The organism is Ralstonia sp. A12 (assembly GCF_000801955.1).
Classification (GTDB): domain Bacteria; phylum Pseudomonadota; class Gammaproteobacteria; order Burkholderiales; family Burkholderiaceae; genus Ralstonia.
In genome coordinates this window covers 121,423-134,930 of sequence record NZ_JSZO01000003.1, presented here as the reverse complement: position 1 = coordinate 134,930, position 13,508 = coordinate 121,423, and the positions used below count along the sequence as shown (strand labels likewise).

At 65.2% G+C, this 13,508-nt stretch carries 15 protein-coding genes; 7 read left to right on the top strand and 8 right to left on the bottom strand.

Features of this window, described 5'->3' with window-relative positions; all coding sequences use genetic code 11:
• Positions 1 to 14 precede the first annotated feature (14 nt).
• Positions 15 to 716: an SIMPL domain-containing protein gene (locus PI87_RS07175; protein WP_039597024.1), complete on the top strand. Its 702-nt coding sequence runs from the start codon at positions 15 to 17 to the stop codon at positions 714 to 716.
• A gap of 64 nt (positions 717 to 780) precedes the next feature.
• Here the strand turns inward: PI87_RS07175 and lgt are convergent, their stop codons facing one another.
• Positions 781 to 1,683: a prolipoprotein diacylglyceryl transferase gene (gene lgt / locus PI87_RS07170; RefSeq protein WP_039597023.1), complete on the bottom strand. Its 903-nt coding sequence runs from the start codon at positions 1,681 to 1,683 to the stop codon at positions 781 to 783.
• 14 nt (positions 1,684 to 1,697) lie between these two features.
• Positions 1,698 to 2,642, bottom strand: coding sequence for a LysR substrate-binding domain-containing protein (locus tag PI87_RS07165; RefSeq protein WP_039597022.1), 945 nt, complete (start codon positions 2,640 to 2,642; stop codon positions 1,698 to 1,700).
• Between the two features lie 128 nt (positions 2,643 to 2,770).
• On the opposite strand from PI87_RS07165, the gene ilvD reads away from it, so the two are divergent.
• Both ilvD and PI87_RS07155 read left to right on the top strand, forming a co-directional pair.
• Complete coding sequence (gene ilvD, locus PI87_RS07160; protein ID WP_039597021.1) at positions 2,771 to 4,444, top strand: dihydroxy-acid dehydratase; 1,674 nt, start codon at positions 2,771 to 2,773, stop codon at positions 4,442 to 4,444.
• Positions 4,445 to 4,500: 56 nt separating this feature from the next.
• Positions 4,501 to 4,977 (top strand): DUF2938 domain-containing protein, encoded by a 477-nt coding sequence (locus PI87_RS07155; RefSeq protein ID WP_039597020.1) that lies wholly within the window; start codon positions 4,501 to 4,503, stop codon positions 4,975 to 4,977.
• 23 nt (positions 4,978 to 5,000) lie between these two features.
• Here the strand turns inward: PI87_RS07155 and PI87_RS07150 are convergent, their stop codons facing one another.
• The 3 genes from PI87_RS07150 to PI87_RS07140 are packed head-to-tail and all read right to left on the bottom strand — an operon-like array spanning position 5,001 to position 7,373.
• Positions 5,001 to 5,417 (bottom strand): DUF2486 family protein, encoded by a 417-nt coding sequence (locus PI87_RS07150; RefSeq protein WP_039597019.1) that lies wholly within the window; start codon positions 5,415 to 5,417, stop codon positions 5,001 to 5,003.
• Positions 5,414 to 5,842 (bottom strand): DNA polymerase III subunit chi, encoded by a 429-nt coding sequence (locus PI87_RS07145; protein WP_039597018.1) that lies wholly within the window; start codon positions 5,840 to 5,842, stop codon positions 5,414 to 5,416. The genes PI87_RS07150 and PI87_RS07145 overlap by 4 nt, the downstream gene beginning before the upstream one ends.
• A 22-nt stretch (positions 5,843 to 5,864) precedes the next feature.
• A complete protein-coding gene (locus PI87_RS07140) occupies positions 5,865 to 7,373 on the bottom strand; it encodes a leucyl aminopeptidase (RefSeq protein ID WP_039597017.1) in 1,509 nt (502 codons plus the stop codon).
• A gap of 123 nt (positions 7,374 to 7,496) precedes the next feature.
• On the opposite strand from PI87_RS07140, the gene lptF reads away from it, so the two are divergent.
• The 3 genes from lptF to PI87_RS07125 are packed head-to-tail and all read left to right on the top strand — an operon-like array spanning position 7,497 to position 10,179.
• Complete coding sequence (gene lptF / locus PI87_RS07135) at positions 7,497 to 8,615, top strand: LPS export ABC transporter permease LptF (RefSeq protein ID WP_039597016.1); 1,119 nt, start codon at positions 7,497 to 7,499, stop codon at positions 8,613 to 8,615.
• A complete protein-coding gene (gene lptG, locus PI87_RS07130; RefSeq protein ID WP_084209908.1) occupies positions 8,615 to 9,808 on the top strand; it encodes an LPS export ABC transporter permease LptG in 1,194 nt (397 codons plus the stop codon). The genes lptF and lptG overlap by 1 nt, the downstream gene beginning before the upstream one ends.
• Positions 9,808 to 10,179, top strand: coding sequence for a sirohydrochlorin chelatase (locus PI87_RS07125; protein WP_039597014.1), 372 nt, complete (start codon positions 9,808 to 9,810; stop codon positions 10,177 to 10,179). Before lptG ends, PI87_RS07125 begins: the two co-directional genes overlap by 1 nt.
• Before the next feature lie 13 nt (positions 10,180 to 10,192).
• Here the strand turns inward: PI87_RS07125 and PI87_RS07120 are convergent, their stop codons facing one another.
• Both PI87_RS07120 and PI87_RS07115 read right to left on the bottom strand, forming a co-directional pair.
• A complete protein-coding gene (locus PI87_RS07120; RefSeq protein ID WP_039597013.1) occupies positions 10,193 to 10,594 on the bottom strand; it encodes a 5-carboxymethyl-2-hydroxymuconate Delta-isomerase in 402 nt (133 codons plus the stop codon).
• Between the two features lie 34 nt (positions 10,595 to 10,628).
• Positions 10,629 to 11,525 (bottom strand): LysR family transcriptional regulator, encoded by an 897-nt coding sequence (locus tag PI87_RS07115; RefSeq protein ID WP_039597012.1) that lies wholly within the window; start codon positions 11,523 to 11,525, stop codon positions 10,629 to 10,631.
• 129 nt (positions 11,526 to 11,654) lie between these two features.
• Between PI87_RS07115 and PI87_RS07110 the strand changes: the two genes are divergently transcribed.
• Positions 11,655 to 12,671, top strand: coding sequence for a zinc-dependent alcohol dehydrogenase family protein (locus PI87_RS07110; RefSeq protein WP_039597011.1), 1,017 nt, complete (start codon positions 11,655 to 11,657; stop codon positions 12,669 to 12,671).
• A gap of 13 nt (positions 12,672 to 12,684) precedes the next feature.
• Here the strand turns inward: PI87_RS07110 and cobA are convergent, their stop codons facing one another.
• A complete protein-coding gene (cobA, locus tag PI87_RS07105) occupies positions 12,685 to 13,491 on the bottom strand; it encodes a uroporphyrinogen-III C-methyltransferase (protein WP_039597010.1) in 807 nt (268 codons plus the stop codon).
• Positions 13,492 to 13,508 lie beyond the last annotated feature (17 nt).

Below are 13,508 nucleotides of genomic sequence, written 5' to 3'. Positions count from 1 at the left end.
TTTGGGAGAACACAATGAAATCTGTCCTGGCCGCAACCATTTTGGGGACCGCAATGATGACGACTGCTTTCGCACAAGCTGCGCCTGAGACGAATCATTCGGGCGTGCTGTCGCTGGATGCACAGGCTGTGACCGAAGTGCCGACCGACACCGTCACCCTCACGCTGGGCGCCGAGCAGGAAGGTGCGGACCCGGGCGCGATCTCCACGGCACTATCGCGCAAGGCCGACGAGGTGATCGCCCAGGCCAAGCGCACGTCCGGTGTGCAGGCGGAAACCGGTGGCTTCAACATCTACCCGAACACCAATCGTGACGGCAAGATCAGCACCTGGCGCGGCCATGCCGAGGTGCGCATCACGTCGAAGGACTTTGCGGCAGCTTCCAAGCTGGCAGGCCAACTGGCCAACCAGATGCAGGTGCAGAACGTGAACTTCACGCTCTCGCGCGAGGCGCGCACGGCAGCTGAAGCCAAGCTGATCGACCAGGCGGTGAACACGTTCCGCGACAAGGCGCTGGCAACCACCAAGCTGTTCGGCTACTCGAGCTACACGATCCGCGACGTGCACGTGAGCGAAGGCAGCAACAACCCGGGCCCGCGTCCGATGATGCGCATGGCAGCCGCGCCGGCTTCGTTCGATTCAGCACCGGTGCCTATCGAAGGCGGCAAGGCACAAGTGACCGTGACTGTCTCCGGCGCCGTGCAGATGCTGAAGTAACACATCCGCCAGCCATGAAAAAAGCCACCGCTTGCGGTGGCTTTTTCTTTGCGCCGGCGCGGCCTCAGGCGTGTGCCTGGGTTTTCGCACCGTTGCCGTTGCGTCGATAGGCCCATGCCAGCATCGCAATACCCGCCAGGATCATCGGCAGCGACAGCCACTGCCCCATCGACAGATTCGCCGCCAGCAGGCCGAGGAAGTTGTCCGGCTCGCGCGCAAACTCGGCCAGGAAGCGGAACGTGCCGTAGCCGAGCAGGAAGGCGCCCGACACCGCGCCCATCGGCCGCGGCTTGCGCGAGTACAGCCACAGCAGGATGAAGAACAGCACGCCTTCGCCCGCGAACTGGTAGAGCTGCGACGGGTGGCGCGGCAGCATGTGGTACTGGTCGAACACGGCCTGCACGCCGCTGGTGACCGCCTGCTGTGCGTGCGAGAGCAACCACTCGCGGTCTTCGCCCTGCGCCTGCGGGAACATCATGGCCCACGGCAGATTGGGCGACGACACACGGCCCCACAGCTCACCGTTGATGAAGTTGCCCAAGCGCCCCGCAGCGAGGCCACACGGCACCATCGGCGCGATGAAGTCGGTCACCTGCATCCACGAGCGGCCGCGCATGCGGGCATACAGCATCATCGCCACGACCACGCCGAGGAAACCGCCGTGGAAGGCCATGCCGCCCTCCCACACCTTGAAGATGTCGAGCGGGTGGGCGAAGTACCAATCCGCCTTGTAGAACAGTACGTAGCCCAGGCGCCCGCCCAGGATCACGCCGAGCACGCCGTAGAACAGCATGTCGTCGAGATCACGGCCGGTCCAGCCCTCGGCGGCAATGTGCGGCTGGCGCGTGCGTAGCCGGCCGAACCACAGGAACATGATGAACGCCGCCAGATACATCAGGCCGTACCAGCGGATGGCGAGCGGCCCCAGATGCAGGGCGACGGGGTCAAATTGCGGATGGATGAGCATGAATCCTGTGGGTTTCAGGTTTGGTTGTCTTTGTGCAGCTTGGCGACCGCCTCGGCACTGGCCACAAACCACGGCAGCACCGGCGAGGCCGCATCGCGCCGCCACACCAGCCCGGTCTCGATGAACGGGCTTGGCGCGGCGAGTTCGAGATAGACCACGCCAGTCCGCTGCAGGTTGCATAGCGACGAGGGCACCAGCGCCACGCCCATCTCTGCGGAGACGAGGCTGACGATGGTCTGCATCTGGATGGCTTCCTGGCCGATGCGTGTGGCGCTTCCTACCTCGCCACGCCCGCCGCCGTGCGCGGCATGATAGCCGGTAATGATGTCATACAGCGCAGGCGCGGACCGGCGCGGGAAAATGATGAGCGGCTCGGCCGCCGCATCGGCCAGCGCAAAGGGCTGGCCGGGCGCGACACCCCACTTTTCTGCGCGCGACGTGGGCACCGCCAGCACCAGGTGCTCGCGCACCAGGGGCCGATACTCCAGTTCGCCGGGAACCGAGCCCGAGTGATGCGCGATCACCACGCCAACGTCCACCTCATCGGCCAGAAGCGCCTCGATCTGCACATCGCTGGTGGCTTCGCGCAACTGCAACTGCACATCGGGCTGCGCATCGCGAAAGTGCCGCAGTACGGCAGGCAAGATGCCGTAGTCGGCCGTGCTAACAAAGGCCAGCGACAGCGAACCCACCTCCCCGCGCGCCAGCCGCTGCGCCAGCGCCGGGAGCGCACCCGCTTCCGCCAGTACACGCCGCACCTCGACCAGCCAGCGCGCACCCACCGGCGTGAGCGCCACCGAGCGCTGTGTACGCTGAAACAGCGTGACACCCAACTCCTCCTCCAGCGCACGGATCTGCTGCGACAGCGGCGGCTGCGTCATCGACAGACGCTCGGCAGCCCGGCCGAAATGCAGCTCCTCGGCGACGGTCACGAAATAGCGGAGTTGGCGCAAATCCATATCGACGATTGATAGGTTTTTCGACTCAATAATCGTTCAATAATATATTTGACGCGCCATTTGTCCAAGCGCATGCTGGGCGCCACGCTGTTTCCTACAACGATAGTGCCGACCCCACGGAGACTCCCATGCCAGACAACAAGCGTTCCCAGCACATCACGCAAGGCGTGGCGCGCTCGCCCAATCGCTCGATGTATTACGCGCTGGGCTACACGAAAGACGACTTCAACAACCCGATGATCGGCGTGGCGAATGGCCACTCGACCATCACGCCTTGCAACTCGGGCTTGCAGAAGCTGGCCGACGCGGCCGTGGCCGCAGTGAAGGAATCCAAGGCCAACCCGCAGATCTTCGGCACGCCCACCATTTCCGACGGCATGTCGATGGGCACCGAAGGCATGAAGTTCTCGTTGATCTCGCGCGAGGTCATTGCCGACTGCATCGAGACCTGCGTCAACGGTCAGTGGATGGACGGCGTGGTCGTCATCGGCGGCTGCGACAAAAACATGCCCGGCGGCATGATCGCCCTGGCGCGCACCAATGTGCCGGGCATCTACGTGTACGGCGGCACCATCAAACCGGGCCACTGGAAGGGCAAGGACCTGACCATCGTGTCGTCGTTCGAGGCCGTGGGCGAATTCACCGCCGGCCGCATGAGCGATGAAGACTTCGAGGGCATCGAGAAGAACGCCTGCCCGAGTTCGGGTTCGTGCGGCGGCATGTACACCGCCAACACGATGAGCTCGTCGTTTGAAGCGCTGGGCATGTCGCTGCTGTATTCGTCGACGATGGCGAACCCCGATCAGGAGAAGGTCAACAGCGCCGCCGAATCCGCCCGCGTGCTGGTCGAAGCCGTGCGCCACGACCTGAAGCCGCGCGACATCATCACGCGCAAGTCGATTGAGAACGCCGTGGCCGTCATCATGGCCACCGGCGGCTCGACCAACGCGGTGCTGCACTACCTGGCCATCGCCCACGCGGCGGAAGTGGAATGGACCATCGACGATTTCGAGCGCGTGCGCCAGCGCGTGCCTGTGATCTGCAACCTCAAGCCATCGGGCCAGTACGTGGCGACCGACCTACACGAAGCCGGCGGCATCCCGCAGGTGATGAAGCTGCTGCTCAACGCAGGCCTGCTGCATGGGGATTGCATCACCATTACCGGCAAGACGCTCGCCGAAGAACTCGCCAACGTGCCCGATCAACCGCGTGCGGACCAGAACGTGATCCTGCCGATCGAGAAGGCGCTCTACAAGGAAGGCCACCTCGCCATCCTGAAGGGCAACCTGGCCGAGGAAGGCGCCGTGGCGAAGATCACCGGCCTGAAGAATCCGGTCATCACCGGCCCGGCCCGCGTGTTCGACGACGAACAGAGTGCGATGAGCGCCATCCTGGGCGACCAGATCCAGGCCGGAGACATCCTGGTATTGCGTTACCTGGGGCCCAAGGGTGGCCCAGGCATGCCGGAGATGCTGGCCCCAACGTCTGCCATCATCGGCAAGGGGCTGGGCGAATCGGTCGGCTTCATCACGGATGGCCGCTTCTCGGGCGGTACGTGGGGCATGGTGGTTGGCCATGTCGCGCCGGAAGCGTACGTGGGCGGCACGATCGGTCTGGTGCATGAGGGCGATTCGATCACCATCGACGCACACCAGCGCCTGCTGCAGTTGAACGTGCCCGATGACGAACTCGCCCGCCGCCGCGCCGCCTGGAAGCAGCCGGCACCACGCTATACGCGTGGCGTGCTAGCGAAGTTTGCAAAGCTGGCGGCACCGGCCAGCAAGGGTGCAGTGACGGACTGATCCGGCAGCAGCCGTCCTCCGCGTGTGCGCGAGGACGGCACCGCCATCTCAACATCATGTGGAACACGACGAGCACCGCCGTGCTGATCGGCATTGGGGCGACCGCCCTGATGGATGGTTGGATCTATACGCTGCACTGTGTACTCGGGCAGCCGATGACGAACTGGGCGCTCGTCGGCCGCTGGTTCTGGCACCTGCGCACAGGCAAGGTCTTCCATAGCGACATTGCCCAGGCCAAGCCTTACGCGCATGAACTGGCCTTCGGCTGGTTCTGCCACTACGCCATCGGCATCACCTACGCGGTCATCCTGGTGCTGATCGCTCCAGGTTGGCTTGTCACGCCAGCGTTGTTGCCAACCTGGATATTCGGCATGGTAACGATCCTGCCGGGCTGGTTTCTGCTGCACCCCGGTATGGGGGCGGGTTGGGCGGTATCCAAACGCGCCAACGCCACGCAGATCCGCTGCCTGAGCGTCCTGAGCCACAGCGTCTTCGCCGTCGGCCTGTATGGCGCGGCGCGGCTTGCTCAGTAAGTGCGCTTGCCGTTAGACGTTGCTTAGCGCGACGGCGGCTTGCGCTGATCGGCCAACGCATCGTCCAACGCGGCGCCCAGCCACTCCATCAGGCGGGCTTCCAGCGTGCGCGTGAGATCGGCCGCCAGTTGCTCGGTCAGCAGCGAGAGGCGCGATTCCAGCGCCGCGCGGCATTGCGCCTCGATCAGCGTCGGCCATTCGGATTGGAAACGCCACATCACCTCGCCCATCACGCGCGCGGCATCGGTGCCAGCCGGCGGCATGGCAGAGGTGGGTGCCAGGCCCTGCTCGCGCAAAGCAGGCGGCACGGCTGGCGTAGGAACTTGAGACGGCGTAGCGGCCGGCGCGGCCACCGGCGCAGCATCCTCCAGCTCGACGATCTCCGTCAGCACGGGGATGTTGTTGTCCGCCGGAGACCCGGAATTGCGGCCGTCGGTCATGCGCGCCCCACGTCGTGATGTTGGATTGGATAACCGCGGTCGCGGTAGAAGCGGAAGCGGTCGCGCGCGGCAGCGCGGTCGGCGTCATCGTCACCAACGATCTCGATCAGCCGGGCAAAGCGCGCAAACAGCGGCGGCGGCTCATGCGACAGGTTGACCAGGATGTCGTGATGCGGCGCGTCGTCCAGCGGCTCGGACGCGTCGGCCAGCAGGATGGGGGTCTGTGCGGCCAGTGGGTGTCGCAGGCCGCAGTGCGGCAGAAAATCGAGCTGACTGAACGTCCACAACTGCGAGTCGAACGCTTGCAGCGCCGCTTGATCGCCCACCACGATCACCTTCTGGCCCGCGCCGTAAGCCTTGCGCACGAGCCGGCAGGCATAGGCCAGCTTGCCGGGCACGTTGCTGTGGAAATCGACGCGGGTCATACGGTGCCTCGGTTCACTCGGCTCAAGCGCGGTCCATCAGGAAGCGCGTCAGCAGCGGCACCGGGCGACCCGTGGCCCCCTTGGCTGCGCCGCTCTTCCAGGCGGTGCCGGCGATATCGAGGTGAGCCCAGTCATACTTCTCGGTGTAGCGCGCCAGGAAGCAGGCTGCCGTCACGCTGCCGGCCGGGCGGCCGCCGATGTTGCCCATGTCGGCAAAGTTGGACTTGAGCTGCTCCTGGTACTCCTCGTCCAGCGGCATGCGCCAGGCGGTGTCAAGCGACTGCTTGCCCGCCGCGATCAGCGAATCCGCCAGCGCATCGCTGCGGGCGTACATGCCGGTGTTGATGTGGCCGAGCGCGATGATGCAGGCGCCGGTCAGCGTTGCCACATCAATCACCACGGCGGGCTTGAAGCGCTCCACATAGGTGAGCGCGTCGCACAGGATCAGGCGGCCTTCGGCGTCCGTGTTCAGGATCTCGATGGTCTGGCCCGACATGCTGGTGACCACGTCGCCCGGCTTGGTGGCGACGCCGCTGGGCATGTTCTCGCAGGTCGGCACCACGGCGATGACGTTCTGCTTGAGGCCCATCTCGGCCACCGCGCGCAGCGTGCCCAGCACCGAAGCGGCGCCGCACATGTCGTACTTCATCTCGTCCATGCCCTCGCCCGGCTTGAGCGAGATGCCACCCGTATCAAACGTGATGCCCTTGCCCACCAGCACCACCGGCGCCTGCTTGGCCGGGCCGCCCTCGTAGCGCAGCACGATGAACTGCGGCGGCTCTTCGCTGCCCTTGGTCACGGCCAGGAAGGCGCCCATCTTCAAGGCTTCGATTTGCTTACGGCCGAGCACTTCGACCTTGATCTTGAATTCCTTGGCGATCTGGCGTGCGGTGTTGGCCAAGTACGTCGGCGTGCAAATGTTCGACGGCAGGTTGCCCAGGTCGCGCGTCAGGTCCATGCCGTTGGCGATGGCGGTGCCGCGCGCGGCCGCCACCGTGGCGGCCTTGGCGTCAGCCGCCGGCACGGACAGCACAAGCTTGCGCAAACCGACGCCGCTCTTGTCGCCCTTGCTCTTGAGCGACGGATGGCGCTCGATGAAGCGGTAGCTGGTCTCACGGATGAGCGTGACGGCGGTCAGCACGGCCCAGGCGGTGTCCTTGTCGCGCGCGGCGTGCTCGGTGAGCGTCCACGTCACGTTGGCGGCCTTGGTGCCTGCCAGCGCGCGCAGTGCAGTGCGCACGGCTTCAGCGTAAGCGCGGTCGGTGAAGTCGGCTTCCTTGCCCAGGCCGACCAGCAGCACGCGGGCGGCGCCCACGCCAGCCACTTCGTGCAGCAGCAGCGAGGTGCCGCGCTTGCCTTCAAAGTCGCCCAGCTTGATCAAGCGGCCAACCAGGCCCTTGGTCGCCACGTCCAGCGCCTTGGCGGCGCCGGCCAGGGTCTGCGACTCGAACAGACCGATCACGAGGCAGTCACTCTTGGCAGCCAGGGCGCCCGCTTTGGCCCAGTCCAGGGCTTTTGTGCTAAATTCCATCGCGCTTCTCTCTATGAGGCGAGTCAACGAAAGCCCACATTATCCGCGATTTTGCGCAGGGGCTCCGATGGAACCCACATCGCAACGCGTTGATCCTGACCTCGCCCTCCTTCCCGCATCCGCATGATTTTCGAACAAGCCCTGCGACGCGAGCTGTCCTTTACCGCCGGCGCCGTCTTCCTCGTGCTGCTGACGTTCATGCTGACCACCCTGGTGATCCGCATTCTCGGCATGGCTGCCAATGGTGAAGCCAACCCGAACGACGTCCTGCTCCTCATCGGCCTGGCTACGCTGGGCTACCTTGCAATTCTCTTATGCGCCACCCTCTTCATCTCGGTGTTGCTGGTGCTCACGCGCTGGTACAAGGATTCCGAGATGGTGGTGTGGTTCACCTCGGGTATCAGCCTGACGGATTTCATCCGCCCGGTGCTGCGCTTCTCGCTGCCGTTCATCGTGCTGGTGGCGCTGCTGGCCCTGTTCGGCTGGCCGTGGGCCAACCAGCAGAGCGCACTGTTCCGTGACCGGTTCGAGCAACGCGACGTGCTGTCGATGATCTCCGCCGGCCGCTTCATCGAGCCCTCACACGGCAACTACGTGCTCTTCATCGAAGGCGTGGACTCAGGTATGAAACACGCCCGTAACCTGTTCGTGGCCAACGCTGCGCAGGACAAGATCGGCGTGGCGCTGGCCAAGACCGGCGAGTTCAAGACCATGCCCAACGGCGACCGCTACGTCGTGCTCGACAAGGGCCGCCGCTATGAAGGCACGCCCGGCAAGCTCGACTACCGCATCGTTGAATTCGACAAATACGGCGTGAAGGTCGCCAACAAGCCACCGCAGGCAGATGCCAACCTGCCGACCAAGAGCCGCTCCACCCAGGACCTGCTCGCCAACCCGACACCCGAGAACCTGGGCGAACTGGTCTGGCGGATCGGCCTGCCGCTGCTGGCGCTGAACTTCGTACTGATCGCCATTCCGCTGGCCTACGTCAACCCGCGCCTGGGCCGCTACACGCCGATGATCTTCGCAGTGCTGATCTACCTGACGTACTCCAACCTGCTGAACCTGTCACAGGCGTGGGTATCGCAGGGCAAGATGAACGCGATGCTGGCCTGGTGGCCGATCCACCTTGTCGCCTTCATTTGCGCGGTGCTGCTGTTCCGCTTCCGCCACTACAGCGCGGCCGGCTTCAAGGGTATCAACGCCCTGCTCGGCTTTGCACCGAAGAAGGCGGGCGCATGATGAAGATGCCGGTCTACGAGAAGTACTTCGCGCGCCAGATCTACGGCGTGTTCGTCTTCATCCTGTTTGCGGTGCTGGCGCTGTTCATCTTCTTCGACATGCTGGGTGAGCTGGGCTCGGTGATGGGCCGCTACACCACGCTCATCGCGTTCTTCCACGTGATGCTGCAGGCGCCGACGCGCGTGTATGAAGTGATTCCGGTGGCGGCACTCATCAGCGCCATCTACGTGTTCTCGCAGATGGCGAGCCAGTCGGAATTCACGATCTTCCGTGTGGCCGGGCTGGATACGCGGCGCGCGCTGATGTCGCTGTTCAAGATTGCGCTGCCGCTGGCGCTGGTGACGTACATCTTTGGCGAGTTCATCGGCCCGAAGGCAGAACAGTATGCGCAGAAGGTGCGGCTTGAAGCGCTGGGCGCCACGGTGTCGGCGGGCTTCCGCTCGGGCGTGTGGGTCAAGGACCGCGGCCCGGCCAAACCGGACGGCAGCGGCGGCGAGGTGACGCGCTTCATCAACGTGGGCGCGCTGCAGGCAGACCAGTCCATCCAGGGCCTGCGCATCTATGAATTCGATTCGGACTATCGACTGAGCACGATCCGTGTGGCGCAGCAGGCGCGATACGAGGGGCATCAGAACTGGCAGTTGAGCAACGTGACCGAGACGCGCTTCATTGAATTCCCGCGCAAGCCTGCCACCGGTGCGCCGCAAGACAACGTGCAGGCCGCACCCGGCGCACCCGATGCGCTGGCGCCGGATTTCCGTGGCGAGCAAATCTCGGTGCCGCAACAGGAGATGCGCTCGGAACTCACGCCGCAGCTGCTGTCGGTGCTGATGGTCACACCCGATCGCATGGCCACGCTGGACTTGTTCCAGTACATCCGCCATCTGCGTGACAACAAACAGGATTCACAGCGCTACGAAATCGCGCTCTGGAAGAAGGTCGTGTACCCGTTCACCGTGCTGGTGATGATGGCGCTGGCCCTGCCCTTCGCCTACCTGCACGCCCGTGCCGGCGCCGTCGGCCTGAAGGTGTTCGGCGGGATCATGCTGGGGCTGTCGTTCCAGCTGGTGAACAACCTGTTCTCACACGTTGGACTGCTCAATACGTGGCCAGCCATCTTCACGGCCATCGTGCCGGGCGCCCTGTACCTGGCATTCGCGCTGGTGGCGCTACGCTGGGTGGAGCGTCACTGATGGCCGCGCGCGCGCTCGTGCTGTTTGCGCATGGCGCGCGCGACGCCCGCTGGCGCGAGCCGTTCGACCGGCTGCGCGAGCGCCTCGCCGCCCAGCAACCCAACGTCGACGTCCGCCTCGCCTTTCTTGAGCTGATGACGCCCGAGCTGCCGGGCACGATCAACGAACTCGCTGCCGCCGGTGTGCAGCACATCACCATCGTGCCGGTGTTCTTTGGCCAGGGCGGTCACTTGCGGCGAGACTTGCCGGCGCTGGTCGAGCGCTGCGTGCAGGCTCACCCTACCCTCTCCATCCGTTGCGCGGAAGCTGTCGGCGAAGACGACGCCGTGCTCGACGCCATCGCCGGCTACTGCGTGCGCCAGCTCGGTTGAGCTTGCACTTCCCTTATTGCGGCTCCATCGCGCCCACGAAGCGCGTGTGCACGTTGTTCTCTACGTGGAAGCCGTGCGTGTCGAACTCAACCAACTCCAGCGTCAACCCGAGATTGCGGCGCGCAAACACGTCGACCAGATGCGCGCGCAGGGCGGCAAACAATTCCGCGCAGATCGGCCCGGTCACAGCCTTGGGCCGACCGGCCTTGATGCGGAAGACCACGTGGATGAAGGCATCGTCCTCGGTGCCGTCTGCCATGCGGTACTGGTCCAGGCGCAGCGCGCGCGTACGGATGCCACCCGTAGGAAACACATCGGCATGGCCGATCAGCACGCCGTTGAGCAGGCGCATCAGATCGGGAATGCGCGCATCAACTTCAACGTTGGCGGTGTACTCGATGATGACGTGCGGCATCGCAGGCGTCCGGAGAAAGGGTTAAGTGAAGTGATTAACGCGTCGCTGCGGCCTCGGTGGACATCGCCGATTCGAGCGCATCCACCACGCGCGCCAAACGCCCGAGTGACGGCGCTCGCTGCACGCAGACATCCCATTCCGATGGGGCCGAAGTGAGCTTGTGCACCGACAGCGCACCCTCGGCAATCTGCGCCCCGATCAGCCGCACGGGCGCGAACCCGAGCCCAAAGCCCTCCGCCACCAGTGCATGCTGCAGCGGCACGGATTGCACTTCGGCGGCCACGTTCGGCGTCAGGCGATCGGCCTCGTAGCGGCCCAGCAGCCAGGCCCGCATCTCGCAGCCGGCCGGATTCAATACCCAGGCCTCCTCCGTGACTTGCCCCATCGACAACGTCGGCGGCAACTTGCGCGAGGGCGCGGCAATCAGGCTGACAGGCTCGGTGCCGATCACGCGGATGTCCGCATCGGCATGGTTGCCGCGCGCGTTGGCCGGCGCCAGCCACAGCGCGACGTCCAGCTCGGCGCGCTTCAGGCGATCACGCAGCACGCCACCCCACTCGCAGCTCAGACGAAACGACACACCCGGATAGCGCGCCCGCAACCCCGACAGCAGGCGCGCAAACCGCGCATCGCTCACCGCATGGCTGACACCCACGCGCAGCGCACCCTCGGGCTCGCCGGTGGCACGCACGGCACCGCGCAGCGCCTCAAATTCACCCACGATGGTGCGGCAGCGCGCCAGCACCGCCTCGCCCTCGGCGGTCAGCCGAAACGGCTTGACGCGCCGGTCGAACAGCACGGTATCGAGCGCGCGCTCCAGCCGCTGAATCTGCTTGGTGACGGCCGGTTGCGTGAGCGGCAGGTGCTCGGCCACGCGGGCGATCGACCCGGTCTGTGCCAGCAGCACGAAGGTACGCATCTCTTCAAGCATGATGACATTCCCAATCGTTATATTTTCTCTGAACAAATTGAATTGGATTCATCTTATGCGACGCGCCACAGTATCGCCAGACGCGCTTTTGCGTTGCTTTCCTCCCCACCACCCCACCACGAGGACACCATGAAAGCCCTGGCACTGACCGACGGTTATGGCATCGACGCCCTGCGCCCCATCGAGCGCGACGACCCCACGCTCGCCCACGACGAAATCATCGTGCGCACGCGCGCCGCCTCGCTCAATTTCCGCGACCTGGAGATCGTCTCTGGCAAGTTCTTCACGCGCTTTCCGCTGCCGCTGATTCCGCTGTCGGACGGCGTGGGCGAGGTGGTGGCCGTTGGTGACAGCGTGACGCGCGTGCGCCCCGGCGACCGGGTCGCCGGTACGTTCTGGCAGCGCTGGGACGGCGGCGATTTCCGCAACGCCGACACGCGCCGTATGCTCGGCGGCCCCATCGACGGCTGGCTGGCAGACACCATCCGCCTGGATGCGGGTGGCACGGTGGTCGTTCCGCCGCACCTCAGCGACACCGAAGCCGCCACCCTGCCCTGCGCTGGCCTCACCGCATGGCATTGCCTGATCGAAGCGGGCAACCTGCAGCCGGGTGAAACAGTGCTCGTACAGGGCACGGGCGGCGTGTCGATGTTCGCGGTGCAATTCGCCCTGATGGCTGGGGCGCGGCCCATTGTGCTGTCTAGCAGCGACGCAAAGCTCGAACGCGTGCAGACCCTGGGCGTGCCCGAATCCGACACGATCAACTACCGCACGACGCCTGACTGGCACGAAGCGGTGCTCGCGTGCACGGATGGCCGCGGCGTCGATCACGTCATCGAAGTGGGTGGTGGGGGCACGTTCCAGCGCTCACTGAAGGCGCTGCGGGTGGGTGGGCAGATCCACCTCGTCGGCTATCTGGCAGGGCGCGAGGGTGTCGTGAGCCCACTGGAAATCTTCGCGCGCAAGGCGATCATTCGGCCGGCTTCGGTTGGCTCGCGTACCTCGTTTGAGGCGATGAACCGGGCGCTGGCGCTGCACGGCCTGCACCCGATCGTCGATCAGGTGCTGCCGTGGCAAAACGCGCCGGAGGCGTTCCGGGCGATGGAAGCCGGGAAAGTCTTTGGGAAGCTTGCGCTGGCGTTCTGAAACCCGGATAGGCTCAGGCCGCCAGAACGTGAGGCTCGCTGGAGAAGGCCTGCGGTACAGCGCTCGTCGCGCGAGCGGCAAACGCATCGCCAATCATCAGCAGGCTCGGGTGTTCGGGGTTGATCCACGCGGCGGCAGCGCCATCGGCCATCTGCTGCAGCGTGAAGCACGCCGAGCGCTGCTCGGGCGTGGTGGCAGCCTCGACTACCCAGGCGGGCGTCGACGGTGCGCGGCCGCGGGCGATCAGGTCTGTTGCGATGGATGCAGCTTGATCGCGGCCCATGTAGTAGACGAGCGAATCGGCCTGTGCAACCGGTTCGGGCGTTACGCCTTCGGGTTGCGGCGTATCAGGGTCGGTGGCCTTGGCTTGCGTGACGAAGGCCACGCTGCGCGCCACGCCGCGCTTGGTCAACGGCTGACGAATGGCGGACGCGGCTGCCAGCGCTGCGGTAATGCCGGGTACGACTTCGTAGTCGATGCCGGCCTGCTCCAGCGCCTGCAGCTCCTCATCGGCGCGACCGAACAGCATCGGGTCACCGCCCTTGAGGCGCACCACGCGCTGGTACTTGGTCGCCAGATCGACGAGCTGACGGTTGATGAAGCGCTGCGCGGTCGAGCGCTTGCCGCAGCGCTTGCCAACAGCAATCAGCACCGCCTGTGGGCAGTACTGGAAGACCTCGGGCGAGACCAGTGCGTCGTGCAGCACGACCTCGGCTTCGCCCAACAACCGTGCACCACGCACCGTGATGAGGTCCGCGGCGCCGGGGCCCGCACCAATCAGGCTCACGTGGCCCAGAGTCTTGTTGGTCTTCGCTTCCATTTGCAGCTTCCTTTGCG

What these genes read in the sequence shown, in the direction of transcription:
- PI87_RS07115 (WP_039597012.1), bottom strand. Translation starts at nt 11,525, where the DNA reads ATGCTTGAAGAGATGCGTACCTTCGTGCTGCTGGCACAGACCGGGTCG.
- ilvD (WP_039597021.1), top strand. Translation starts at nt 2,771, where the DNA reads ATGCCAGACAACAAGCGTTCCCAGCACATCACGCAAGGCGTGGCGCGC.
- lptF (WP_039597016.1), top strand. Translation starts at nt 7,497, where the DNA reads ATGATTTTCGAACAAGCCCTGCGACGCGAGCTGTCCTTTACCGCCGGC.
- PI87_RS07140 (WP_039597017.1), bottom strand. Translation starts at nt 7,373, where the DNA reads ATGGAATTTAGCACAAAAGCCCTGGACTGGGCCAAAGCGGGCGCCCTG.
- PI87_RS07155 (WP_039597020.1), top strand. Translation starts at nt 4,501, where the DNA reads ATGTGGAACACGACGAGCACCGCCGTGCTGATCGGCATTGGGGCGACC.
- cobA (WP_039597010.1), bottom strand. Translation starts at nt 13,491, where the DNA reads ATGGAAGCGAAGACCAACAAGACTCTGGGCCACGTGAGCCTGATTGGT.
- PI87_RS07165 (WP_039597022.1), bottom strand. Translation starts at nt 2,642, where the DNA reads ATGGATTTGCGCCAACTCCGCTATTTCGTGACCGTCGCCGAGGAGCTG.
- PI87_RS07175 (WP_039597024.1), top strand. Translation starts at nt 15, where the DNA reads ATGAAATCTGTCCTGGCCGCAACCATTTTGGGGACCGCAATGATGACG.
- PI87_RS07125 (WP_039597014.1), top strand. Translation starts at nt 9,808, where the DNA reads ATGGCCGCGCGCGCGCTCGTGCTGTTTGCGCATGGCGCGCGCGACGCC.
- lgt (WP_039597023.1), bottom strand. Translation starts at nt 1,683, where the DNA reads ATGCTCATCCATCCGCAATTTGACCCCGTCGCCCTGCATCTGGGGCCG.
- PI87_RS07110 (WP_039597011.1), top strand. Translation starts at nt 11,655, where the DNA reads ATGAAAGCCCTGGCACTGACCGACGGTTATGGCATCGACGCCCTGCGC.
- lptG (WP_084209908.1), top strand. Translation starts at nt 8,615, where the DNA reads ATGAAGATGCCGGTCTACGAGAAGTACTTCGCGCGCCAGATCTACGGC.
- PI87_RS07145 (WP_039597018.1), bottom strand. Translation starts at nt 5,842, where the DNA reads ATGACCCGCGTCGATTTCCACAGCAACGTGCCCGGCAAGCTGGCCTAT.
- PI87_RS07150 (WP_039597019.1), bottom strand. Translation starts at nt 5,417, where the DNA reads ATGACCGACGGCCGCAATTCCGGGTCTCCGGCGGACAACAACATCCCC.
- PI87_RS07120 (WP_039597013.1), bottom strand. Translation starts at nt 10,594, where the DNA reads ATGCCGCACGTCATCATCGAGTACACCGCCAACGTTGAAGTTGATGCG.